This is a genomic window from Paraburkholderia humisilvae, from assembly GCF_902859855.1.
GTDB lineage: Bacteria > Pseudomonadota > Gammaproteobacteria > Burkholderiales > Burkholderiaceae > Paraburkholderia > Paraburkholderia humisilvae.
Map to the genome: position 1 here is coordinate 74295 of NZ_CADIKH010000023.1, position 22325 is coordinate 96619.

General features: G+C 60.9%; 26 protein-coding genes and 1 tRNA gene. 3 read left to right on the plus strand and 24 right to left on the minus strand.

Translation table 11 applies throughout. The annotated features are described in order from the left end of the window. Positions 1 to 42: 42 nt before the first annotated feature. The 3 genes from HV796_RS23380 to HV796_RS23390 all read left to right on the plus strand — a co-directional run bounded on the left by HV796_RS23380 (position 43) and on the right by HV796_RS23390 (position 1111). Complete coding sequence (locus HV796_RS23380; protein WP_175228887.1) at positions 43 to 453, plus strand: integration host factor subunit alpha; 411 nt, start codon at positions 43 to 45, stop codon at positions 451 to 453. 92 nt (positions 454 to 545) lie between these two features. After that, positions 546 to 944: a MerR family transcriptional regulator gene (locus HV796_RS23385; RefSeq protein ID WP_175228888.1), complete on the plus strand. Its 399-nt coding sequence runs from the start codon at positions 546 to 548 to the stop codon at positions 942 to 944. 90 nt (positions 945 to 1034) lie between these two features. Further along, positions 1035 to 1111 (plus strand) — tRNA-Pro (locus tag HV796_RS23390). A gap of 611 nt (positions 1112 to 1722) precedes the next feature. On the opposite strand, the gene HV796_RS23395 is transcribed toward HV796_RS23390, so the two are convergent. The 24 genes from HV796_RS23395 to HV796_RS23505 form a co-directional block, all read right to left on the minus strand. After that, positions 1723 to 2523: a DNA adenine methylase gene (locus tag HV796_RS23395; RefSeq protein ID WP_175228889.1), complete on the minus strand. Its 801-nt coding sequence runs from the start codon at positions 2521 to 2523 to the stop codon at positions 1723 to 1725. Between the two features lie 198 nt (positions 2524 to 2721). Continuing rightward, positions 2722 to 2913, minus strand: a complete 192-nt coding sequence (locus tag HV796_RS23400; protein ID WP_175228890.1) for a hypothetical protein — start codon at positions 2911 to 2913, stop codon at positions 2722 to 2724. An 11-nt stretch (positions 2914 to 2924) separates the two neighbouring features. Further along, positions 2925 to 4229, minus strand: a complete 1305-nt coding sequence (locus HV796_RS23405; RefSeq protein WP_175228891.1) for a hypothetical protein — start codon at positions 4227 to 4229, stop codon at positions 2925 to 2927. Positions 4230 to 4235: 6 nt separating this feature from the next. Further along, the gene (locus tag HV796_RS23410) at positions 4236 to 4808 is read right to left on the minus strand and encodes a YmfQ family protein (protein ID WP_175228892.1); all 573 of its coding nucleotides are present in this window, start codon (positions 4806 to 4808) and stop codon (positions 4236 to 4238) included. Next, the gene (locus HV796_RS23415; RefSeq protein WP_175228893.1) at positions 4805 to 5872 is read right to left on the minus strand and encodes a baseplate J/gp47 family protein; all 1068 of its coding nucleotides are present in this window, start codon (positions 5870 to 5872) and stop codon (positions 4805 to 4807) included. The genes HV796_RS23410 and HV796_RS23415 overlap by 4 nt, the downstream gene beginning before the upstream one ends. Continuing rightward, a complete protein-coding gene (locus HV796_RS23420) occupies positions 5872 to 6222 on the minus strand; it encodes a phage GP46 family protein (protein ID WP_175228894.1) in 351 nt (116 codons plus the stop codon). The genes HV796_RS23415 and HV796_RS23420 overlap by 1 nt, the downstream gene beginning before the upstream one ends. Positions 6223 to 6281: 59 nt before the next feature. After that, positions 6282 to 6899, minus strand: a complete 618-nt coding sequence (locus HV796_RS23425) for a phage baseplate assembly protein V (RefSeq protein WP_246355997.1) — start codon at positions 6897 to 6899, stop codon at positions 6282 to 6284. 35 nt (positions 6900 to 6934) lie between these two features. Next, a complete protein-coding gene (locus tag HV796_RS23430) occupies positions 6935 to 8062 on the minus strand; it encodes a phage baseplate assembly protein (RefSeq protein WP_175228896.1) in 1128 nt (375 codons plus the stop codon). Continuing rightward, the gene (locus tag HV796_RS23435; protein ID WP_175228897.1) at positions 8046 to 9353 is read right to left on the minus strand and encodes a DNA circularization protein; all 1308 of its coding nucleotides are present in this window, start codon (positions 9351 to 9353) and stop codon (positions 8046 to 8048) included. The genes HV796_RS23430 and HV796_RS23435 overlap by 17 nt, the downstream gene beginning before the upstream one ends. 1 nt (position 9354) lies before the next feature. Beyond that, positions 9355 to 11628, minus strand: coding sequence for a phage tail tape measure protein (locus tag HV796_RS23440; RefSeq protein WP_175228898.1), 2274 nt, complete (start codon positions 11626 to 11628; stop codon positions 9355 to 9357). 146 nt (positions 11629 to 11774) lie between these two features. Beyond that, complete coding sequence (locus HV796_RS23445; RefSeq protein WP_175228899.1) at positions 11775 to 12179, minus strand: hypothetical protein; 405 nt, start codon at positions 12177 to 12179, stop codon at positions 11775 to 11777. After that, positions 12176 to 12553, minus strand: a complete 378-nt coding sequence (locus HV796_RS23450; protein ID WP_175228900.1) for a phage tail protein — start codon at positions 12551 to 12553, stop codon at positions 12176 to 12178. The genes HV796_RS23445 and HV796_RS23450 overlap by 4 nt, the downstream gene beginning before the upstream one ends. Before the next feature lie 33 nt (positions 12554 to 12586). After that, positions 12587 to 14011, minus strand: a complete 1425-nt coding sequence (locus HV796_RS23455; RefSeq protein WP_175228901.1) for a phage tail sheath subtilisin-like domain-containing protein — start codon at positions 14009 to 14011, stop codon at positions 12587 to 12589. 3 nt (positions 14012 to 14014) lie between these two features. Further along, positions 14015 to 14287 carry a hypothetical protein gene (locus HV796_RS23460; protein ID WP_217477986.1) on the minus strand — a complete coding sequence of 91 codons (273 nt, stop codon included), beginning with the start codon at positions 14285 to 14287 and terminating at the stop codon, positions 14015 to 14017. Then, complete coding sequence (locus HV796_RS23465; protein ID WP_175228902.1) at positions 14288 to 14953, minus strand: DUF1834 family protein; 666 nt, start codon at positions 14951 to 14953, stop codon at positions 14288 to 14290. A gap of 4 nt (positions 14954 to 14957) precedes the next feature. Then, positions 14958 to 15371, minus strand: coding sequence for a gp436 family protein (locus HV796_RS23470; protein WP_175228903.1), 414 nt, complete (start codon positions 15369 to 15371; stop codon positions 14958 to 14960). Between the two features lie 3 nt (positions 15372 to 15374). Further along, a complete protein-coding gene (locus tag HV796_RS23475; protein ID WP_175228904.1) occupies positions 15375 to 15926 on the minus strand; it encodes an RND family efflux transporter in 552 nt (183 codons plus the stop codon). Positions 15927 to 16043: 117 nt separating this feature from the next. Continuing rightward, entirely contained in the window at positions 16044 to 16934 is an 891-nt protein-coding gene (locus HV796_RS23480) for a Mu-like prophage major head subunit gpT family protein (RefSeq protein WP_175228905.1), read from the minus strand. A 45-nt stretch (positions 16935 to 16979) separates the two neighbouring features. Continuing rightward, positions 16980 to 17390, minus strand: a complete 411-nt coding sequence (locus HV796_RS23485) for a hypothetical protein (protein WP_175228906.1) — start codon at positions 17388 to 17390, stop codon at positions 16980 to 16982. A 41-nt stretch (positions 17391 to 17431) separates the two neighbouring features. Continuing rightward, the gene (locus tag HV796_RS23490; protein WP_175228907.1) at positions 17432 to 18544 is read right to left on the minus strand and encodes a phage protease; all 1113 of its coding nucleotides are present in this window, start codon (positions 18542 to 18544) and stop codon (positions 17432 to 17434) included. A 199-nt stretch (positions 18545 to 18743) separates the two neighbouring features. Then, positions 18744 to 19328 (minus strand): phage virion morphogenesis protein, encoded by a 585-nt coding sequence (locus HV796_RS23495; RefSeq protein ID WP_175228908.1) that lies wholly within the window; start codon positions 19326 to 19328, stop codon positions 18744 to 18746. A 97-nt stretch (positions 19329 to 19425) separates the two neighbouring features. After that, on the minus strand, positions 19426 to 20589 hold the full coding sequence (locus tag HV796_RS23500; RefSeq protein WP_246355998.1) for a PBECR2 nuclease fold domain-containing protein: 1164 nt from the start codon (positions 20587 to 20589) through the stop codon (positions 19426 to 19428). A gap of 133 nt (positions 20590 to 20722) precedes the next feature. Beyond that, positions 20723 to 20908, minus strand: coding sequence for a phage portal protein family protein (locus tag HV796_RS45460; RefSeq protein WP_281369821.1), 186 nt, complete (start codon positions 20906 to 20908; stop codon positions 20723 to 20725). After that, complete coding sequence (locus HV796_RS23505; protein ID WP_281369822.1) at positions 20905 to 22314, minus strand: DUF935 domain-containing protein; 1410 nt, start codon at positions 22312 to 22314, stop codon at positions 20905 to 20907. The genes HV796_RS45460 and HV796_RS23505 overlap by 4 nt, the downstream gene beginning before the upstream one ends. Between the last annotated feature and the right edge of the window lie 11 nt (positions 22315 to 22325).

Consider the following 22325-nt stretch of genomic DNA (forward strand, 5'->3'; position numbering starts at 1 on the left):
TTCCCGCATTCTCCGTTTCAGTTTGCGCGCCATTTGATAGATATGAATGAAATGAACTCGAGTGATTTCGAAGCCCTTCTTACGGCGCAACGTAGCGCCATGATTCGCGATATTCCGACATCATCCGCCGGCGCGCCGGGCGAAATGCCGACGCTGACGAAGGCCGAACTTGCCGAGTTGCTGTTCGACAATGTTGGACTCAACAAGCGCGAAGCGAAGGACATGGTCGAGGCGTTTTTCGAAGTGATCCGTGACGCGCTGGAGAGCGGCGACAGTGTGAAGCTATCCGGCTTCGGCAACTTTCAGTTGCGCGACAAGCCGCAGCGTCCCGGGCGCAATCCGAAGACAGGCGAGGCGATTCCGATCGCCGCGCGCCGTGTCGTGACGTTTCATGCAAGTCAAAAGCTGAAGGCGCTTGTCGAGAACGGCGCCGAGGCGAGCCTCGCGCGCTGATCGATATCTGATCGGTAGTAGATCGATAGTAGATCGATAGTAGATCGATACGCGCACGTTTTCGCGCAACCCACCACGACGGCTAACTGACGATGACAGCGACGATCGAAAAAGTCGTCTTGCCTCCGATTCCGGCGAAGCGCTACTTCACCATTGGCGAAGTGAGCGAACTATGCGGCGTGAAGCCGCATGTGCTGCGTTATTGGGAGCAGGAGTTCACGCAGTTGCGGCCGGTGAAGCGTCGTGGCAATCGGCGGTACTACCAGCATCACGAGGTGCTGCTGATTCGCCGGATTCGCGAGTTGTTGTACGAGCAGGGCTTTACGATCAACGGCGCGCGCAATCGACTCGATACGCACGGTGGCGCACAGCGCGAAGCGGAGGAACAGGAAGAACCCGCCACGCCGGTGGTCACGCAGTCGATGGTATCCGTCGATGTCGATCAGTTGCGCAAGGAATTGCTGCACGTGATCGATCTGCTCGGACATTGACGTGCGACGCGATGTTAACGCGAACGTCGATGCCAATGCGACGCGCAGAAGTGCTCAGCGGGCATAGTGTCTGTTATACTTGCCAGCTTTCGGGGCGTAGCGCAGCCTGGTAGCGTACCTGCATGGGGTGCAGGTGGTCGGAGGTTCAAATCCTCTCGCCCCGACCAAAGAAATCAAGGACTTACGGTGAACGCCGTAAGTCCTTTTTTCTTGGTGCGCCCAGCATGGACGCACCCTTGTGGGTGCAAGTCCCACTCTGAGTTGACCACAGCGATGTAGCGTCGCGCGCGATTTGGCATCACTTTGCGTCCGTTTTGACACCCCGATACCGCTAGATTTCGCGGCCTGATTGTCACTGAGTTAAAAGAGCTCGCCCTGTCCAGGCGGCAACGGAACCGAGCCGCGTTCCCGCATCACTCGTCGCCGACCGAGAGCCTGAACCGCACGACGCAGTCGGTCCGCCTCGGCAACCTCCATCGGCTCTGCCAAACCTAACTGTTGCCCGCGATGCTCTGGGCAGTAGTCATACGTGTCAAACCCACCCAACGGTTTCCTCGCCCTAATGTGGACGGTGCCCCGAAGCTCGGCGTGCTCGCGGCAAATGGGCATATCGCACGTGTAGGGGGCCTTCAACGCCCGTACGGCGTACTCAGTGCCGTCCGGCGCACGCGAGTAGCCCCCGATAGGCCAACCCAACTGGAAGTCACAAAGGAGCGTCGCCGGCCGATCGCAGTAATTGCAGGTCGTCTTCACGGATTCCTTCGCGCTCCCTTTGACACTAAAACAGGCCGCTGGTCTGCGTTCCCAGCTCCCAGTTGGTAATCACAAGCTCACGGCTGGTCTGTGGCCCACCGTTGGTGTTGTTGACTGCATACTTGATGTCGACGCCCAGCATCGCAAAGCCGTCGAATGCTTGGCGGATATCCGGGTGGTCGTTAATGCTGACCATTGCCTTGCCCTTCATGGAACGCATCAGCGATGCCATGCGCTCGTACTCGCTGAATGGAAACGGGACACCATAGCCCTCGGTCTGCCAGTACGGGGGGTCGCAGTAGAAGAATGAGTGCGCGCGATCATATCGCTCAATGCAAACGTCCCATGGCAGGTTTTCGATGTGCGCTCCCGCCAACCGAAGGTGCGCGGCCGAGAGACTCTCTTCGATCCGCAGCAGGTTCACGGCCGGCGCGGTCGTAGCTGTGCCGAACGTCTGTCCGTCCACCTTCCCACCGAATGCGTGCTGTTGCAGATAGTAGAACCGGGCAGCACGCTGAATATCCGTGAGCGTCTCGGGCACTGTCTTCTGATGCCACTTGAACACCTGTCGACTCGATATCGCCCATTTGAACTGCCGCACGAACTCTTCGAGGTGATTCTGGACAACGCGGTACAGGTTCACCAGCTCGCCGTTGACGTCATTGATAACTTCAACTGCTGCGGGCATCGGTCGCAGGAAGTACAGCGCCGCACCACCACAGAAAGGCTCGATATAGCATTCGTGCGCCGGAAACAGCGGGATGATTTTGTCGGCGAGACGGCGCTTGCCGCCCAGCCATGGAATGATCGGTAAGGCTGTATGCATTTGTTGGCTAAACGATGCCGGCGTGATAGCCTTCGTGCGCCTCTGCAGGGGTGACGTGGCCTTGCCGGATTCGCAGCTTGCTCTGCGGGTACGGGACGCACGTGGTGCTACAACACCATGCGCGTCGCCGCGTCCTTTTACGCTAATTCCGCGAGGTAACGCGCCAACGACGTTGCCATCGTATGGCCGTGACCGGTTCTAACCTGACGTGGGGGTGGGCAGGAATGTCCGAACCTGCGCCGGCATCGTGTCGCAGTACGTCTTCCAGCGCGCGTCAGATGTATCGATCTCACCCTGATTCGGGAATTCGGTTGTGTCCTGCGAGCAAGAGAACACCGAGCAGATGGTTGATTGCGTCGCATCCGAGAACTGCACATACAGCGTCGACATAGGCATCTTCCTTAAATTTCGTACCCAGAAATATTTATATCGATTGCGCTATAGGTTCCGCCCCCGGCAATGAAGGCTTGGTAGTAAAGCACCTGAGACGCGATGAGTTCCAACTCGAATGAACTTGATCCACCGGTCGAATTAGAATCCGAACACTGCCGATACGCATTGCCGTTGGCATCCGCAGCAACGAACAGATTCATCGTTGCTACTAGCCCAGTTGTGAGGTACCCGATCCATCCGCTGATACCAACAGCGCACTTTGGAACGATACCGGCGATGGATAGAGGCGTCCAGGCAGTACGAGGCACGGTCGATGTCAATGCAGCTAGTTGCGAAAAGCGGATCTTTCGACCGCGCTGGAACCCGCTCTGAAACTGCGCGCTTCCGTTCGTTTTCCACACGCTGATGAGTGCTGTCGCAACGACATTCCCGGGCGGACTCACGCCCGTGTACACCGACGTCGCGCCGTTGGCCGGCTCAAGTTGAGCAAAAGCCCCCTTCGAACCGTCGTCCTTAAGCGCGGCATAGATGGCGTAATAGCTATTCGGTGCGAGTTCCGTTCCGGTATCCAACCCACCCAGACCAGTCGTTCCACTGGCGACCGTGGCATTGAAGTTGGACAGGCAATAACGCAAGCCACCGAGCGCGCTTTCGACAACAATTTCGTCCGCTGTATAGGTCAGACTCGTGCCGCTTATGTCGTTAACGCATTTGAGGTTGCGCGCCTCACCAACGACACCCGACACTTGCCCGAACTGCACCGCATGCCATCCCTCGGTCGCGGTCGCAACTTGCCTTGCGCCCCCATAGCAGTCCAACAAGACGCAGAACGGATCACCGTCATTTACTCCCGGGATAGTCATCCTGACCAGGATCGCGGTACCTCCGGCCCTCAGTTCGCCACCTTGCAAAGGCTGTAATGCCATGCCGTAGATTGGGAGCGTGGGTAGACCATCGGGCGCGTAAGTCGATGGGCCAGTGTTCGCGTGCCCTATCTGTACCTGTTGCGCAAACCCATCTGCCCATGTCTCTGCCGTAAGAGCCGGGACATTCACCGCCGAGTAGGCATTTGCTGCGCCAGTGTCAGCGAGCACGACCGGAGATTGAATCAGGCGACGGATGGCCTTCAACACCTGTCTGTTGTCAGGCTGATTTGCTCCTGCTGCGTCGAGTGTCATACCCGCCGCCTCAGGCACTGCTGCCAGTTCTTCCTGCACGGACTGCATGAAGTCACGCGTGACGATCGTACCGAGTGCGCCCGACGAAGGATCGCCCGCGTGAAATTGCCCGTCAGGTGTGTTGATTCGCTGCATCGTTGGTTACCCCTGATAGGAAAAGAAGACGAAGGTGTGCGCCGGCTTCAGATCGTTGAACACCTGTTCCAGCACTGGATCGGAAAAGGACAGCAGCCGCTCGCCAACTGCGCTTTGTCCTACACGGAAGTAATACGAGAGATTCGGTGCACCTTCGACCACGACCTGCCAGACGAAAATGATGTCTTCGATATAAAGCGTGTCGCCGACGCGGCTTGAGTCAACGCGAAACGGTTGAGGCTCAACGATCTCGATGGTGTACCCAAGGCTTGCTGCGAGCTGCTTGAAGTAGGCGATCGACAGACCACCTATTTCGTTGATCTTCGCGATCACGGCGGACATGCGCTGCTGGATCGTCGCATCCGCTGCCGGAACCAGACCGCAGACACGCTCCCAATCGGGGAGGAACTGGGCCGCAAGAAAAGACGGCACCACACCGTTCGCGATAACGTCGGCATCCGCTAAAGCACGGTCGAGCGCGTTGCCCTCTGCCCTCAGATCAGCCGCGAGACCCGGTGCCTTCGGATCGTAGGAGAGTGGTGGTAGCAGCCGGCCTAGAAGCTCCGCGTGCGCCGTCATGCCATCACCGTCAACGTAACACTGCCAAGCCGGCACCATTCGACCGCAGTGGCATCGACTACCGGAACGACATTGCCAGCGGGCTCAGTCAACATATAGTCGGCGATGCCTGGAGTGTCGCTTATCACCGCACCGATACGCGTAAGGATCGCGGTGTCGCCTGGCGAGAGTGCTGCATCGTAAGCGGCCATCGCCTCATCTACGGCGGCCTGCGCGGTCGCCAGTTCAACGCCGTCGAGCTTGACGGCCGCGACAACGTCATATGTCTTTGTCGTCGGCTTGATCACAAGCGAACCTTTCGCGGTCACCGGCCGCTGATCATCAATGTGCGCCTGAGTTGCCTTGACCACATCATCGGACGGCAGACCTGCGCTCGCGGCAATGACAACATCGACAGTGCCGAGGCCGCGACGCAGCGGATAGACATACGCAGCGGCGACGCCAGCCACTTCCATTGCCCATTGCCAGTAATCGTACTTGTTGCCGCCTGCTGGCGGCCGGCGAATACGCTGCAACAGGCGAGCCAGCAGGCTTTCTGGTGTCTCGATTTCCGTGCCGCCCTCCATAGCCACGACAGTAACGTTTGCATTGACGTTCAAGGGCGGCACTGTCAAGGTCAATACATCGCCTTCCTCACGGTTTCCGGCAACGCCCGCGACGATGGCTTGCGCCGGTACGACGAGCTGGCCGGTGCCATCTATTACGCCACCACCAGTGGTTACGTACGCGGTGCCGTCCTGATACTTTGCAGCGAGGCCGCTGGTCACGGGCGCGTTGACCGCGCCCGTGACCAGCACTGATCCACCCGACACGACGGCCGCCTTAAGACCCATGCTTCGGAGCCGCGCGTGAAGAATCAGGAAATCCGTGTCGGCAGTGTCCGGAAATATCTGCTTCGCGATCCAGAGTTGATGCTGATACAGACCCTCGACAGCGCTGCCCACGCTACTGGCGCGCACGTAGTTGTCAGAGTCGCTCCCGACATCGGCTTCGGGTTCGAGGTTCTTGCGGTCGCGAAGGATGGCATCACGAACCTCTGCGGCCGTCAAAGCTGTTGCGGGCATCAGGAGACCTTCACGGGGTGTTTGAAGTGCTGCGGGTTGCCACTCACGTCGACGACTTCAATCAGCAGAATCAGCCATCCCGTCTGGCCATCTGCCGAGGTAACCGTGACGCTCTGCGCGCGCTTGTCATCAATGAGCGGCTGCAGTGCCTGCTCGGCATACTGAATCGCAAGCCCACGTACGCGTGGCGTGTCCTTCTCGCGCTCCAGTTCGTGCAGACGTGAACCAATGGTCGGATCAGCCCACCACGAGCCAAGCGGCGTTTTAAGGCGTATGTACACAGGATTAGCGAGCGTTGTTGTGCTCGTACCCGTGTAACCTCCAGTCGTCGGATCGAGAAGTGCGTCCATAGCGCGATTGTCGTGTCGCTCCACTTCGCCCGCTTAGATGATCGATGTCAGTGCGTGGCTCATAACTGGACCGGCGTGCGGGTAGTCGAACCAGTTTCCGGGTGCCCATGATTGTTGAAGTCGATGTCACCGATCTTCGCTTTGCCCGATACATTCAGGTTGTCGATCTGTGCACCGTCGCCTCCGGACATCGACATGCCACCTTTACCCGTGATTTGTTCGGCGACGCTCAGTTCGTGCGTCAGTGTGGCGGTCGGTGTGTCGATGGTCGTTCCAGTCCCGGCTGAGATATTCAGCGTCTTCGTGGCGATGTTGACCGTCTCTTCAGCATTGATGTTCAGCGTCTTCGTTGTGATGTCGATGACGCGACCGCGATTGAGAACAACCGAATCACCTTCGTCGGTATATAGCGCAACGGCTCCGGCAGGAAGAGACTTCAAACGATACGAACCGTGCTCGGTCGCAACGATGACCCCATGGCTTGTCTTCCCGCCGAGCGGTACGACAATTTTCATTGTGCCGGCCGGCGGATTGCTCGTGTAGCCGTAGTGCTGGAACAGTTCGAGATCGGGCAGGTTCTCGCCCGCCAATCCTTCGCCCTGCGACATCTGTACCGGACCGTCGCTACTGACGCTGCCCAGCACGCCACGAAATGCCTGGCGCACGCCGTTGAGCATGCGTGTGATCCGGTTGTCTACGTCCTTTGCGTTCATCATTTGCTCACCGTCGTGCCACCGCTGGAATCAGTCGTGATGATCGAGAGCGGGCCATCCGCTTTCTTGCGATGCTTGCGTCCTGTATGCGGGTGCGCGTCGAGAATCCACACACCATCTTCCTTAAGCGTCAACGTCGTACGCGTGCCACCCGGGCGGCCGCCGGCGAATCGACGCGCCATCATGAAATACACCGCGTCGATGCCATACTCTTCCCACAACACGTGCACCCGCTGGCCCGGCTTCCAAAGCACACCATCGCTTGTGCGGTGGCCACGCACGGACGCGCGCAACGTATGCGCCTGAAGTGCCGAGTCGGAAATGATCTTGCGTGCTCGCGCCTCGACGGCCGCGAGGTTCGGCGCGTCGTGATCGACGTGCACCTTCGGACGATAGACCGTAACGCTCGGGTCTTTAACGGTGATCTTTAACGCGTTCTTGCCGGTTCCAAAATGCGTGCCGTGCGCCTGACCAAGAACCGTCACGTCGGAATAGCGCTCCGCGATAGACTCATCTTCGTCGAACCACTCGACGTTATTACCGGTGCCGTCCTCGCGCAGAACGAGACTGGCCACGGGCGGCGCATTGTAGTCGGGTCCACCCACCACGAGCGTGCCGTCCGGATCGAACCACGGCCATAGACCTTCGCCCTCGGCCGCGTGCGCAAGCGCGTCCCATGCTGTATCGCCCGGGTCAACGCTAACCTTGTCCCACGACGGCATTGCTTGCGACGTATCGACGCGAACCTTCCTGATGCCCAGCGGCTTCACGATGTTCGCGATTACTTCATCGAGTGTCACCTGTTTCGCGGTAAAGATCGGCGCAGAACAGTCACGAAGAATCGCGGCGTAGTCTCGCCCGCTGATCATCAATGACTTTTCGTTTTTGGCCGTGCGTCGACGAACCTGATCGACGTAGCCGACAAGCACCGTTTCGCCACCGACTTTCACTTCCACCGCTGCGCCCTTGACGATATTTGCGGGCATCTTGCCAGCCGGCTTGGCCAGCCTGACTTCCCACGCGTCTGCCGGCACCAGCAGATCCGAGTCGATCGAATACGCAGTCCACTGGCTGTGCACCTTGCCGCCGATCAACAGTGACACGTCGTCGTTACTGGGCGAAGCCATATAGCACCTCTCCGCGTTCGATGAAATTCGGGTTGCGCACAGAAGGGTTCAGACGCAGCAGTTCGGCAGATCGCGTGTAGTCGCCATACCAACGGTATGCAAGCAGCGTCAGATTTGTCGGTGCAGGAACCGTACGGCTGATGAGCGGCGGTAACGCATCGATGACACTGACGGCGAGCTGCTGAATGGACAGCGCAACGTCTTTTAACGGCTCTGTAACCGGCCTGGAATCGTCGATCGCGAGCACGGCACGTGTTTCGTCTATCGCGTCCTGCAGCATGCCCCGCGTGTCGTCGGTGATCTGTTCGATCTGATCGGGCGTAAGAGTCGGCTGATCCGACTCGTTAGCGAGAACATCGGACGCGACACCGGCCATAACGGTGGCCACTACGACCTTTACAACTGCGGTGACGAGCTGCACATCACTCGCGGACGCTGCCACCGTGCTAGGACGTGGCGGTGAATATGGCGCCGCCGGATCAACCTGCGCCGTCGTCGTGGCCACCGTCGTCGCCGTACCGGGAATGGACAGACTCTGGCCACTCGAGGCAGCGGCAGGCAATTTAACGACCGTCGCCATCTGCTCGGTCAGATCGCTCCAGTCTGCCATCACCATGCCAGCATCAAATGACCGGAAATCGGTTATTCCACCGACCAGCCCGACAAGATCGGATGTAAACGCGGCCGGAAAGTTCAGATAGTCGACCGTCGCCGTACGAAAGCCAGTCACAAGGTTCTTGATCGGGCCAAGCGTATCGCTCAACACGTCGCGCAACGCATTCAAACGGCGCAACCCGGCCTGTGCTGTCTTCAGCGCTCCCATGGCAGTACCAAACATGCTGGTACCGGCAGTTTGCGCGGTGCCGGCCACTTGCGCTGTCGCGTCGGCGACCTGCACGGTGAGCTGCGCGACGAAGAACGGGTTGCCCGGAACCGAGGGCGCAAAGCGCATCTCGACCGTACAGTAATCCACATTCTCGGCATCGTGCGGTACATGGCCACCGAGAAACTGCATGTTCGGCATGCTCCCAAACACGGGATGGATCAGTTCGCCCGGGCCTCGCTGAGAGAGCGCGCCTAGAAAATTCTTAAGCCGCTTCTCATAGTCATCACCGAAGAACACGGCCGTGAGGTTCACATCGGTTTTGCCGCCGAGATCCTCAATGTCTTCGCCGTCGACGTGCGGATACGAATAGCGCGCCACGTCACGCTCCAGCGTGTCATCGGTGCGTTGCACGTCGAACTTGACGCCCCGGAACGAGGCGTCAAAGAGCGTGTCTTTCCATGCCATCTTATTGCCTCAGTGCAGCCTTCTGGCCGCTCGTCGTGACAAAGTCGTACAGATGCTGGCCATCGAGATTGATCGTGAAATGTCCTTCTACGACGGGTGGCTTCTCGTCTTTCTTCTGCGCGAAGATTGCGTCGCCGATGAGCTTGCCAATCTTCTCGCCGAAGTCATGACCGAAGTAGCCGGCAATCGCACCGCCGACCGCGCCGACGATCGTGCCGGCGACGGGAACGACGGAGCCAACAGCAGCACCGGCCGCGGCACCGCCCGCCATGCCTGCGAGACCACCGACAACGCCACCCGCAACGCCTACATAACCGGCTTTCTTCTGATCGGGACTCATCGCATCATTGTTGGCGATGGAGAATGCTTCGATGCCGCCGGCAGCAACCTGCAACGGCACACCAAATCGACCGAGCAGCTTCGCGTTACGGGCGAAGCGTGAACCAAAGGTTGCCGCTCGGGCTGCGTTCGAGCCGAGCGCTCCGGCTTCAGTCGCAGCGGCCGCATCGGCTGCTGCAGACCCGGCTGCGCCAGCGCCGGCAGCGCCGCCGAATCCACCGCGCAGGATGCTGACGGCGGCCGCAGCGCCAAGGGTCGCTGTAAGCGTCTGCAGGCCGATCGTGGTGCCCTCGATCGCGGCGGAAATGCCGGGATACTTCCGTGCGTAGTTGGTCAGGTTGGTCGCCGCGTTGCCTAGCGAGTTGTCGAGATTTTCAAGCGCGTTCTGTCGACCGATTACACGTTCGTTTTCCAGCTGATCGGCTTTAAACGAGGGGGTCTGCGAGATGAGATCGAAATTGCCGGTCACTGCCGATCGCGGATCGAACACCTGGGCCGATACCTGCTTGCGGTAATCTGTCTGGCCCATGTATGCGACGAGTGCACCCAACGCCTGCCGATCGTGGATCAGCTTTCCGATCGCCGAACCTTCCAGCAGATTCGCCTGGCTGGACAGGATGTCTTTACGCTCACCCTCCGGAGCACTCGCGAGCTGGGCACGTGTGCGCTGGTAGTTCTTGTCCTTCGCCATCACGTTTTCGACGATGCCGACAAACGCGTCCAGTGCGTTCACGCCCTGCGCGCGCGACGACGCGAGACTGCCCGTCAGATCGATGCCGAGGTGTTTTGCCTTCACCTGCGTGTCGGCCGAGTTGAGCTTTTCAAGCAGGTTGACGAGGTTATTGCCCGCTTCATCTTTCGTACCGGCTGTGATCACCGACGCCTGATTCGCGACGACCAGTTTGCCGAAATCGGTCAGACCGGACATGCCTGCGGTCTTCGCAAGGGACATCTGCTGCGGCAACCACTTCGACATATCCTTCAGCTCGAAGCCACCAGCCTGACCGCCCTTGAGCGCCATATCGAGCGCGCGCGGAATGTCCGCTTCCTTGATACCGAAGTTCTGCATCGCACGGATAGCGATATTGCCCAGCTCGTTTGGATCTGCGCCGGTGGCCGTCGAGAATTTCTGCAATGTCGGCAGCAGCTTCATCGCGGATTTATCACTGACCGCTCCAGACGCGAGCAGGTTGTCCAGGGTGTCAGCCGCCTGCTCACGGGTGCCGCCACCTTGACGGACAGCTCCGACAATCGCATCGTTAAGTTCGCCGATTCCACGACGACGGCCGACCACGTCCCGATCCGAGAACGCCGTGTTAGCCATCATCGCTAGCCGGCGATCGTAGGCCATGGTTTCACGAACGGCTGGAGCTGCGACCATGACGCCGGCAACGCCGCCCGCGATCGCGCCGCCGGCACGCCACGCGGCGTTAATGCCCCGGCCGCTGCGCGTAAGCCTGCTTTCCGCCTGCTCGGTGCCACGCAGCTCACGATTAAGTTCCGCGACACGGCTGCGCAGCGCACTGAATGCGCGCGCCTGTTCGGATGCCGACGAAAAACCGGCTCGATACAAACGGTTGTATGCCGCCACCGTTTGATCGATCTCGCGGCGCACGGTCTGCTCAGAGCGAACGTCGAGCTGCTGGCGCGCATTCGCGAGCCGTTGCGACGATGTGAGAATGTTCCTGTCGGCGCGTACGTATGCGGCCTCGGTCTGCTGCACGTTACGCTGCACCGATTGCTCGGCGCGAGCGGACTGCGACATCCGGACGTCGTATAGCATCCGGCTGGTCGTGACAGCGACGCGCGAGGCGTCGGTGTAGGTCTGCGTCGTCTGGCGCACGGAGCGCTGAACGTTCCGCTCAGCCTGTTGCGTAGGCGCGGATGCCTGATCGCGCATCCGCAGTGTGAGGCCGACTTCGAGATCGCGCGACATGAACTGGTTTTAACCTTTATGAGCGCGTTTAACGGGTGGGCGACGACGCAGGCTTTTAATCGTTGTGGCGGCGTCGGCTCCCTGGGAGCGCTTTACTCCGCGAAGCTTGCAGACGGCATCGAGCCATCCATCAAGCTCCGCGTCGCTCATTGCACGGACTCGGTCTTCTGAGATTCCGTGCTGCCCAAGGAGGACGACTGCGAGCCGGAAGCCCCGGCGGATTCCGCTGGACTCGGCCGCCGAAGCTTTTTTTTGAGATCGTCCTGCGCCTTCTGCAGCACGTCATAGTCGGAGTCGACCATTGCGGTGGCCAGCAGCTCGGGCGTGATCGATTCTTTCGGGATCGTGCCGAGCGACAGCAGACACGTCGCGAGAATCGCCGTATTCACCCGCATGTTGGAGACGCCACCGCCGATGATCTCGGGACTCTCATACACGTCGATGTTGTCTCCCACCGTCGCGAGGCGGATCTCGAAGTCGTAGTGACGCTGTCCGCTATCCGCCGGATATTCGACGCCGTACAGCAGCGATGCTTTTTCGGTCAGCTTCATTCCGTCACCTTATCGGCTGCAAACATGGTCAGATCGCGGCGCGCCTCGTTATCAGCGGTGTACTGATCGCTGACGGTCTGCGTGCCGCAGTCCTGGTAGGTCACACGCTGGCCACCAGGCGTTACAGGGAAAATCGTGATCTTCGCGCCTTCGAGGTTTTCCCAATCGACGGGGTCACCCGCGAGCGGAATCACCACGGTGACTTTCAGCGTGAACTTGCGGATGCCCCGGGCGAACCCCTTGATACGCCCCTTGCGGTTCATCGTCGGTACCGGTTTGGTGCCGGTGTCAACATCGGGCGAGACAGAGATGACTTCAATCTCCTGACTGTCGACCTCCATGACGATCGCGCCGACGTATTCTTCCAATGCCATGTCTTTCTCCTGATGGCGGTTAAATGTCTCGCGTTAGCCGAGAATCAGATCGATCTCCGCCGCGAACACGTGCAGGCCGGGCACCACGGGTGCCGGAAGCTTCCCGTTAAGCTGGCCGATGTTCTGCTCATCGGTCTCGAAGATGAATGAATCCTTGTTCGCGTCGATGTTCTGCAGGATCTCCAGATCCTCCAGCTCATAGGCGACGTCGAGCATCTCGCTGCGCACGGCCGGCGGGATGCGCGTCGACAACTTCGAACGCGGGAAGCGCAGACCGAAGCGATCGCGCCATGCCTTGCGCGAGTAGTCGAGCGAACGGATCGTCGTGATGTCGAGCAGCGCGGGATCGTCGATGCCTTGCGGATTCACCAGATACGTGCTGACCGCGCGCTTGATCTGCACGACATCACCGGGGCCGACTTCGAGTGGCGTGAGGCCTTCGTGAAGGGCCAGTTCCTTTTCCGTGCGACCGGCCTGAAGTTCCGATGCGACGATGTCGAGGCCCGCGATCGGCAACGTGTTAAGCGGCCGTGCAGGATCGGGCTCGCTCGCGAGGACAGCGCCGTAGCCTGCCGCGATTTCTGCCGGATGGCTCACCGAGTTCGGATACCAGGCGAGCGTGATGCGGCCGGAGTTCAACTGGCCAGCGAGCGTTGCACCAGCCGCAAGCGTTCCCGGGAACCCGGCAGACGCGATAGCCGGACGCATTTCCATTGCGCCCGACACCGAGTCAAGGAACGATCGCGTTTTCGTCAGCGCATCCTGCTGCGCCCAGCTCGGTGCGATGATGTTGTATTGCGACGCAAAGACCTTGTCGAGCGCCGGCTCGATGTCCGGATCATTGAGACCGCCTGCCATCGCGACGATCTCGGCCGTAATGCCGCTCGCCTGATTGAGCTGCGACAGGACGATGCCGTTGCCGGTCTCGCCCTTGTTTTTAGCCTTGACCGTGACCACGCCTTCAGCAGCAGCCGCGCTTACGTAGAGAGCCGATGTCTGGGTGATCTGCGCCGCCATGGCAGTGGCAACATCGACAGCGGTATCCCCACTGTTCACCGGAATATCGACGCGCGTGTTGCCGATGAACAGGGCGAATGCACCATCCGACGTAGATGTTCCATCGAATGTGATCGTGCCGGATGCCGGCTGGCCAGCGGTGGCATCGTCGACCGCGATCGCCGTGAGCGTCAGATACGGATTCGCCTTCAGCGCGGCGATCGCCGCAATGTGAGCAAGCGAGCCCGTGCCGAAGTACACGCCTGCCAGATCGCTGGAAAAGATCTGAACAGGTGTGAGCGCGGGCACCGTTCCGACCTGCAGGCGCTGTCCGACGATCAGCATGCTCTGATCGTTGGTCGGCAGCGCGCGCAGCGCAAGCGACGTGTTGAACTCCATGTATTGCCCGGGCGAACGGATGCCCGAGGCAATGGTGCTGAAGCTGATGTTTTTGCTGGCCATGAACTATGCTCCCTTCGTGGACTTTTTGTCACCAGCCGGTGCGGCGTTGGCGTCCGGTGCAACGGCGTTCGCTGGCGACGTATCGGCGACCGGCGCGGGCTTCGCAGCTGCTGCGGCTTTCGTAGCAGCTTCACCGGAGAGCAGATCGCCCTCGGCAATGCGGCGGCGGTAATACACCGTGTTGGGCACGTCGACGAGAGCACCATCGGTTACATACCGACGTGAGCCTGTCTCGATTGGAACTCGCAGACCCTTGCGGGCGATCACTTGCATCATTCACTCCTGTGGCATTTCGATCTGATCCGCCGCGTCTGCGGGTCGATCGGTTCCGGGTTTGAGGAAATAGCTGAGCAACGTCGTTTTCCAGTCCGGCGTCTCGGGATCGATCTGGCCACCGTACTGTTCGAACACCGCGCCGAGCGGACCCTCGGCTTCGCCCTGCGGGAATGCGCCGAGGAACAGCGTGTCTTCAACCCATGCCGTCCGGAACTCAAGCGCGTACACCGACATGGCGTCGTTGCGCACCTTCGTGTTGAACAGCGTGCGGACCGGACCCGGCTGCAGGTTGCGGATCGGCAGGCCCATGTCCTGCTCATTCAGCAGATGCCGAACCGCAGAGACGAGCAGATTGGTGCCGACCTCAGACTGCGCAGGGCCGCCATGGCGACTGGTCTGTTCGTTACGCACGCTGCGTGCGCCGACCATCACGACGAACACAGCTTCGGCCTTCCACTTGGACCGACTTGTCGAAACCGGGTCGGTGCGCTTCACGCCGCCGAACGTGACCCACGCAGCAGGGAAGCGCCGCACAACCGTATCCAGCTCGTCATCGTCGAACTCACCGCCGTACGTGGCAACCTCGGCGACCATCTTGCCGAGGCCGCGCTTGAGGCGATCGACAATGGAGACCTCGACGGCGGTGATGATCGGAACGTAAGCCATAGCGTTAGCGGTTTTCGCGGCCGAACACGCGCGTGCCGGTCACAAACTGGATAGGGTTGTCGGGCTGCGCAACGACACCTGCAGCCGTCACACCGAGCGTCACGCCGCCCGATGCGACAAGCTTCAGGAAGTTCACTGCGCTTTTGTAGCGACTCTCGATCTCAACCGTCATGACGGTCTCGCCACCGCACAGGCGATAACGTGCGATGTCGCAACAGATGCCCGTCAACATCTTCGGCGCGGGATCGAGCGGCAGCGCGTAGCGACCGGCAAGATACGTATCGATCTCGCTCGCCGCATCGTCCAGCGCATTGGCCAACACCGTGGCATTCACCTCGCCGGTGCTGTCGCGATCGGACAGCGCGAGCACCTCGCGCTGTCCGAAGCGGGCCGTCATGATGTCGACGGTTGCGTACATTGCCTAGCGCTTCTTCGAGCCGTTCTGAGAAACCGACTCGGCACCGACATGCCGGGCGGCTTCGAAGGCTGCGCGCTCCTGATCGAACGCGGCGCGCTCCTGATCGAACGCGGCGCGCTGTGTTTCCAGATCGGCTTGCGCTCGCTCGACTGCCGCCTTACGCTCGTTCAGCGCGAGTTCTGCACCCTCGACATTGGCTTCGCGTTCGTCGAGAGCGTCCGAGCGCTGCTTCAGCTCGGCCTCGATGTCGGCGAGCGCCATCGCGCGCTTCGCGTGATCTTCATCGACGGAGACCGGCAGCGAATCGAGCCGCGCCGCCGCGTGCATCACATGCGGGGCATCGCGATGCGGGAGCGCCGCCGTTTCCGCTTCGTCGAGATAAACCGCCGTGTTGACAACGACCAGAGACTTGTCCGCGAGGATCGCAGCATGTGCGTCCGGATGAAGCGCTCCCAGCGCGATCGTTTTCGGCTGTGTGCCAAAGACATGGCCGGCGCGACGAAAATTCTCCCGCGTGGCGGCCACGTGAATGGCCGGGTGCGTGTGCTTGCTCATCTAAACACTCCTGTTAATTCAAATGTGGCCGGAGCCCACCTTTTGCCGCAGCTCCGGGAGTTCCCTTCCTCCGCGCTTATCGGTGTCGCGCGGCAGTCTCTCGCGGGGTGTATCGGGTTATGAGAGCCACGAGGTCGACAGCAGATCCGCCGAGCCCTTCCAGACGTTGGTCGCGCCGTAGTTGTTGGCGTCGGCGTTCAGGATCTTGCGACCGACACCTTCGAGCGACGGCGGCACGACGAGCAGCGACGGGCGGATGCCGAGCGGTTTGCCGTTGTCGCCCTTGAATTCCTGCATTGCCGCGCGAGCCGCTTCGTAGCTGTCTTCGTTCAGCTCGGCCTGCGATGCGTACGCGAGCTGCCACAGTCCGAAGCCGACGTTGCACCGGGCATCAACGCCATAGCGGAACTGCTTGCTGGTGAACACCGCTTCGTCGGTCTCCTGATCCATCGCCACAAAGTTGTATGCCTTGCGCGTCTGGCGGATCAGCGGCTTGACCACGCGCGTCATGTCGAGCAGATACCAGGTTGGCCCGGTGCCGGTCTGGAAGTTCGAGACGGACGCCGTACCCGTGGCCGTATCGACCGGATGGTCGGTGTCGAAAAAATACTGGCCGTCGTAGCAGAGTTGCGTCGTGCCCTGCGACATCAGCCCGAACACCAGTTCGTCCGGATGCTGCTTCGCGTCCAGTCCCAGCTGAGCGATCACCGGCTTGTACACGCCGTACGTGTCGTCTTCGATCACATCGCGATCCACGCCGACCGTGTTCTCGAACGGCTTGTTCTTGATCGAGAAGTCGTGCGTCTTCAGGTTCTGGATCACGCGATCGCCGATCCACTCGCGAAAGCGCGTGGTCTGGCCGAGCCACGGATAGACTTCCTGAGCCGTCGACGATGGCACATCCATCGCGACGCGTTGCCAGTCGGATTGAGCGCCGGTGAAGGCTTGCTGGAACACGGTGTTAAAGCCCGTGAACAGGGTGCGCAGATTGGCGCGGTTGATTTCCATGAACGTTCCTTGCAGAGTGAGCGGGGGTTACTGCTTACGCGCGGATCAGAACTCGACCCAGACGCCAGCCGGATCAACGTCGCACACGATTCCCGCAATCGAACGCGTCGCGCCGCCATCGGTCTTCGCAACGGTCTGGTCGTCGACGATGTACGCGTTCGAGCCGACATCCTTGAACGTGATCTGGTCCGCGCCAGCCGAATTGGCGACGCGCCACAGGCCGCGCTTCACGGGCACATTCGCGGCACCGTCCGCACCGGCCGTGTTGTCGATCTGTTCCTGAACGATCGCCGCGCCTTTGAGCGTGGTGGACGCAGCGCCCTTCGTCGCAAACCCGGTAGCGCTGTCGATCGCGGCGATCGCGCCCACGAAAAACTTCACGCCAGCTTTCGCCGGATAGCTGAAACGGGCACCGGCGCGGTTCTGTGTGTCGCGATCGGCGGTCAATGCAGTCATGCTGTTCTCCTGAAGTAGATCGGGGCTGACGCGTCGACCGCTCAGGCGGCCGGCGCGGACGACTTGGCGAAGTCCTCGGTCGAGATACCGAGCGCCTTGCAAACGGCGATACCGGACGCATCCACGGCATTCGCGCCGGTTTTGTCACCGTTGGGCTGAACGCCGCCGGTCTGCGTCGAATGCAGCGCGGCGATCGGCTGCGCCGTCGAGAGGAACGTCTTGAGCTGGGCGACGTTGCTTGCACCCAGCTCGCGTGCCCACGATTCCTGCGCGGGCAGCAGCCGGCCGTTCGACAGCGCAGCCGTCACCAGCTCGGCGACCTCGTTGCCCGCCAGCTTCGTGTTGGCTGCATCGAGCTGCGCACGCAGATCCGTCATGACGGCGATCGGCACGTACCTGGCCGGGTCAACCTGACTGGCCGACAACGTGGCGATCTGGGCGCGCTGCGATTCGAGCAGTACCGGCAGATTGACGCTGGCGGCCGCGACACCCTCGCCGTCCGACAGCGAGGCGACCAGTTTCTGCAACTGGGCCTTGACGTCCTCTTCGGTCGAGCCGACAGGCATGTTCAGCAGCCAGATCAGCTGTTCGAGCAATTCATTCATGGTGTGATCCTCAGGAGGGGTTTCAGTGGGCAAAGCCGCCACTGCGGCAGAAGTGGACGCACTCGCCATCACCGAGGCAGCGGCGAGCTGAACCTCGTCGAGACAGTCGAGCGCGGGATTGTTGGTGAGCGCGGCATGCAGGATGCTGGTGACGTTGCCCGCCTTGTCGAACGAGAACACCGGTGACAGATACCGGTATTCATGTGCGTCGATCATCGACGACGCACGGGCGGTCCACTCCACGTCGACGGCATAAAGGCCATCGCCGTCGCGCCACTCAAGCGTCTTGAACCATGCTGCGGCAGGTGCGGGCTGGCCGTTCTGCGCTGCGTTGAGCGTCTGGTGTTCGTAGTCGATTACATATGGAACATCGCGAGACGTGGCTGCTGCGATCAGCTTCGCAGCAATAGCTGCATCCATATGCCAGGCGGCACACTCCGTCGGGCGACCGTCGCGAGCGCGAAATTCCCCGGCAGGCAGCAACTGGATAGCCGTGCCTGCGGACTGGATCTGTGCGCTGAGCGCTGCGATGAAAAATGGATTTGCCATGCCGTCATGGTGGCGGCCGGCGTGATGAAAAATTAGTCAACCGGTGTCAGTGCGTCCGGTTCGGGTGGAAATGAGGGGGGAGGTGCGGGACGCGAGGGGCGCTGCGAATGATTTTAACGGGGGTTTAACGGGCTTCGGACCCCATGGCCGCTACATAGGGGTGCCCAAGGTCGACAAATCGCTCAAATCGGGGGGCGTGTCAGTCGTCAATCAGACGCCGCAGGTATGCCGTTACCTCGTCCTCGATGCCCACGTTGTCCGCTTCAGTGAGAACGAGGAACGGCCGCGCCGGCATCTTGATCGTCCAGCCGGTGGAACGGGTCCATTTAACCACCTTCACGTTCTTGTGGCTGTTTTTTGCGAACACGGCGAGATGCGGGTGATCGGCCTGGCGCAGGATCATGCCATTCTTCGCCTTGCGGAGGCGCACGTATCCGGACATCGGGTGGCGCTGGATCGTACCGCCAAACTGGTGAATCGCCGCGTAGACGACGTTCGTGCCGACACGTGCGCTGGTTGCATCGTGACTCTGTTCTATGCTGCCGGCCAGCCGGCCGCTACGCTGCAGGATCTTGCCAGTGCCGGCATCCTCGCGGCGGCGCTTCAGCGTCTTCCTGCTCAGGCCGAGCCACTTGGGCCGCCCCTCGGCCGCGAAGTTCTCTTCGACGGCATCGGCCATCAGCGCCGACACCATCGACATTACGGGCGACGCATCCTTCAGGAAACCAGAAATGCGCTCCATGGCCTGCTCAAAGGCCGAGTCGTCAATCTCGATGTCGCGCATACGCTATACTCCTTTTAACGCGGTCGTATATGCCGGACTCGCTTCCGGATCGATGAAGGGCCGCGTGACGAATGGCCGCGAGCGAGAGCGGCCATTCTCATTTCTGCGGCCGGCGGTAGCGCAGGAATGTCCCGCGCTGTGCATCTATATAGTTGCGGCGCGCTTCTTCTGACTTGCCGACCTTCGCTGGGAATGTCGTCACGCCCGTCCAGCCGTCCTGCCCCTGCTCGAAAACAGCCAGGCCCCAATCACCGGCCTCTGTCTCAAGCGCGCGGATGTACCGGCGGCGCAGCGACCAGGCGCCGTTGAACTGCGCCCAGCCAAGCCAGATCTCGTCGGGGTCTTTCACGGCATCGGCCAGCAGCTCCATGTACGGGCCGCGCCCGAACTTGTCTGCCTTCCAGTTCCCGGCACCATCCTTGAATAACCATTCGTTGATCTGCAGCTGCTCGCCGGCCACGTCGGTGTACGTAACCGGCTTGCCGGCAGCAGCGCCGAACTGCTGCATGAATGTCTGTGCGTAGTGCTCCGGAGACTGGCCGGCTGGCAGCACCGCGTCCGCGCGCACGCGCGTGGCCGCCGGCAGCGGCGGCAGCTCGGCACCGACGGGTAAGGTCTGAGGCAACGTGTCGAGCGGCGGCGGGGTGAACGGCTTCATCCACGCTGCACCCGGGTTCGCGCCGAAGCCCGGGTCGGGCAGCACCAGTTTGCCCGTCGCTGGATCTTTGTATGCGATCGCAGGTTGGGTCTGGTTGTCGCGGCCGATGACCTGTTGCACCTCTTTCAGATCGTTGGCGCTAGCGCGCACTGTCACGCCGTTCTTCTCTACGTAACCCATCGTGCGCGTGCGCACGCGGCAACGGCAGCGGTATCCGTTGGGCGGATAGAAAGTTTGCCAGAACGGATCGTCATAGCGGTACACGCAGCCCGCAAGCGCACGGTGTGCCGGACGCGTGCGGCTGTCGAGCACCGCGACGTATTCCCAGAAGGGATGCGTGTCGACCTGTTCCAGCTGGGTCGCGTAGCGGCCGGCCATGTACGCCGACTGCATGTTCGTGCGGAAGATCGTGTCGAGCCGGCGAGGCGTCAGACGCTTGCCTTCGATCTCGCCCGTCTCGCCGTCGACGATCATGCCCTTGCCGAGCCACCCCTTACGTTCGAGCACCGGCGAGATCTGCTTTTTAAAGTCTTCGAACGTCGTGCCGTTTTTTAACGCGTCTGACAGCGCCTGCCGAACGTCCTGCAGCACGTCGACCTTCATGACGCCCGCAACCGTGAACGCCTTCGCGTGCGCCGCGGCAGCAACGTCCTGCCATCTGAAGCCGATCTTGTATCCCTTCGATTCGAAGTACTCGATCGCCTTTTCGGGCGGCAGGCCGATCGCGTAGGATAGATCAGCCGGCATTCAGTCGACCCCACACATCGGCGACGAAGATGCAGCGGGCGAGCAGCTCCGCAATCGCGGTTTCGTCCATCTGCGGAACTGCGGCGAGCAGCTGCTCGAACGCCTCATCCGGTGTCGAGCCTGCGCGCAATGCGGCGATGACCGGTGCGATCGCCTTGTGCGCCGCGTCGGTCATCGCGTCGGCTGGCAGACCGTCGATCGTCTGATCGAGCGCATGCTGATCGGGATACACTCCTCTCCGGCAGAGTTCGTGAGCACCGCACGATAACGCATCGCCGCCGTGCGCGGCGGCGTATCCGGACGCTCTTCCGGCGGCAGTGCCATCTCCGGCTTCGGCACCGACAGGATCTCTTCATCGTCCTGCGGCTCGGGGATCATGAGCTTGTCCTGCGCCCACTGGCGCGGCACCTTCACACCGGCCGCGACCAGCTTCGGCAACGCTGTCGAGTACAGCTCAAGATCTTCAGCTTCCCGCGTGTCGAACTCGAATCGCGGCACGCGACGCAGATCAGCCGCGCCGAAATTCAGCGCACATACGGTGTAGCACAGCCCGGCCGTAAGTGATGTTTGAACCTGTCGTGCATCCGATGTCAGCAGATCGCGCCGCACACCGTCGTGCGTCTTGCCGAGCGCATTGGTTGAGGTTTTGCCGTCTGCCTGTGATGTGAGCGTGCCGCCCAGAATCGCTTTCGACTGACTCTTCTCGCACCACGTGATCATTGCTTCGAACGGAACTTCGCTGCCGTCGGCGGCCTTCTGAAAGTCGATCAGCATGCCCTCAGGAATAATGCCGGCCGCGTTGTGACCGATATCGGCAACCGCGCGCAATAGGGTGGCTTTCTCTTCCTTGGTCGCACCTGCCGGATACTTGCCGACGCGCAGTGGCAGACCGTAGATTTCGAGGAACTCGGCCAGATCCGCAACCGAGTATGTCTTGAACAGGTATGGCCAGGCTAGCACACGATGCAGACCACCGCGCGTGAGGTAACCACTCTTCGCACGGTGCTTGTGAACGAGCCAGCCGAACGGCCACAACGGTTGACCGTCTGACGAGTTATCACGCAGGCGCAAGTCGTTGCCGTCATAGAACGGTGTGCGGAACCAGCGCTGCGGCCGGTGGGTGAGAGTTTTCGGGAGCCACACCTTGCCGAGCTGCTGCCATTCTATTTCCTGTGCGGAGAAGCCATGTCCGACCGCATCCATGCAATCGAACAGCACGTCGTCGAAGTTGGCAAGATCAGTGAACCATTCCTGCAACTGCGCGGTCTGGCGCTTTTCTTCGGCGCTCGCGTTGGCAGGTGCGACGATGCGCCAGTCGAGCGTGAGCAGCGCACGCTTGCGCTTGCTCATCTCCGCGAACAGGTGCGCATCCTTCTCTTCCATGTCGACGAAGAGATCAGACTGTGCCATCAGATCACCGAACTCCGCCTGTTCAAGAATCGAATAGAGCTTTTTGGGCGTCAGTCCGCGCGACGGATGCTGCGCGAAATCGCGCGTGATCCAGCCCAGCTTCGCCGTTTGTGGCTCGGCAAGTACGTCGCGCTGGAGAGGTTGGCCGTTCACATCAACGATCTGCACCATGGTTCGTTTCC

Bases quoted from the DNA above. Each gene is read 5' to 3' on its own strand.
- HV796_RS23490 (WP_175228907.1), bottom strand. From the start codon at position 18,544: ATGGCAAATCCATTTTTCATCGCAGCGCTCAGCGCACAGATCCAGTCC.
- HV796_RS23455 (WP_175228901.1), bottom strand. From the start codon at position 14,011: ATGGCCAGCAAAAACATCAGCTTCAGCACCATTGCCTCGGGCATCCGT.
- HV796_RS23480 (WP_175228905.1), bottom strand. From the start codon at position 16,934: ATGGAAATCAACCGCGCCAATCTGCGCACCCTGTTCACGGGCTTTAAC.
- HV796_RS23400 (WP_175228890.1), bottom strand. From the start codon at position 2,913: ATGTCGACGCTGTATGTGCAGTTCTCGGATGCGACGCAATCAACCATC.
- HV796_RS23410 (WP_175228892.1), bottom strand. From the start codon at position 4,808: ATGACGGCGCACGCGGAGCTTCTAGGCCGGCTGCTACCACCACTCTCC.
- HV796_RS23420 (WP_175228894.1), bottom strand. From the start codon at position 6,222: ATGGACGCACTTCTCGATCCGACGACTGGAGGTTACACGGGTACGAGC.
- HV796_RS23505 (WP_281369822.1), bottom strand. From the start codon at position 22,314: ATGGTGCAGATCGTTGATGTGAACGGCCAACCTCTCCAGCGCGACGTA.
- HV796_RS23415 (WP_175228893.1), bottom strand. From the start codon at position 5,872: ATGCCCGCAACAGCTTTGACGGCCGCAGAGGTTCGTGATGCCATCCTT.
- HV796_RS23380 (WP_175228887.1), top strand. From the start codon at position 43: ATGAATGAAATGAACTCGAGTGATTTCGAAGCCCTTCTTACGGCGCAA.
- HV796_RS23450 (WP_175228900.1), bottom strand. From the start codon at position 12,553: ATGGCATTGGAAGAATACGTCGGCGCGATCGTCATGGAGGTCGACAGT.
- HV796_RS23460 (WP_217477986.1), bottom strand. From the start codon at position 14,287: ATGATGCAAGTGATCGCCCGCAAGGGTCTGCGAGTTCCAATCGAGACA.
- HV796_RS23475 (WP_175228904.1), bottom strand. From the start codon at position 15,926: ATGAGCAAGCACACGCACCCGGCCATTCACGTGGCCGCCACGCGGGAG.
- HV796_RS45460 (WP_281369821.1), bottom strand. From the start codon at position 20,908: ATGACCGACGCGGCGCACAAGGCGATCGCACCGGTCATCGCCGCATTG.
- HV796_RS23500 (WP_246355998.1), bottom strand. From the start codon at position 20,589: ATGAAGGTCGACGTGCTGCAGGACGTTCGGCAGGCGCTGTCAGACGCG.
- HV796_RS23445 (WP_175228899.1), bottom strand. From the start codon at position 12,179: ATGAAGCTGACCGAAAAAGCATCGCTGCTGTACGGCGTCGAATATCCG.
- HV796_RS23470 (WP_175228903.1), bottom strand. From the start codon at position 15,371: ATGTACGCAACCGTCGACATCATGACGGCCCGCTTCGGACAGCGCGAG.
- HV796_RS23395 (WP_175228889.1), bottom strand. From the start codon at position 2,523: ATGCATACAGCCTTACCGATCATTCCATGGCTGGGCGGCAAGCGCCGT.
- HV796_RS23495 (WP_175228908.1), bottom strand. From the start codon at position 19,328: ATGCGCGACATCGAGATTGACGACTCGGCCTTTGAGCAGGCCATGGAG.
- HV796_RS23440 (WP_175228898.1), bottom strand. From the start codon at position 11,628: ATGTCGCGCGATCTCGAAGTCGGCCTCACACTGCGGATGCGCGATCAG.
- HV796_RS23425 (WP_246355997.1), bottom strand. From the start codon at position 6,899: ATGCTCAACGGCGTGCGCCAGGCATTTCGTGGCGTGCTGGGCAGCGTC.
- HV796_RS23465 (WP_175228902.1), bottom strand. From the start codon at position 14,953: ATGGCTTACGTTCCGATCATCACCGCCGTCGAGGTCTCCATTGTCGAT.
- HV796_RS23405 (WP_175228891.1), bottom strand. From the start codon at position 4,229: ATGCAGCGAATCAACACACCTGACGGGCAATTTCACGCGGGCGATCCT.
- HV796_RS23435 (WP_175228897.1), bottom strand. From the start codon at position 9,353: ATGGCATGGAAAGACACGCTCTTTGACGCCTCGTTCCGGGGCGTCAAG.
- HV796_RS23430 (WP_175228896.1), bottom strand. From the start codon at position 8,062: ATGGCTTCGCCCAGTAACGACGACGTGTCACTGTTGATCGGCGGCAAG.
- HV796_RS23385 (WP_175228888.1), top strand. From the start codon at position 546: ATGACAGCGACGATCGAAAAAGTCGTCTTGCCTCCGATTCCGGCGAAG.
- HV796_RS23485 (WP_175228906.1), bottom strand. From the start codon at position 17,390: ATGACTGCATTGACCGCCGATCGCGACACACAGAACCGCGCCGGTGCC.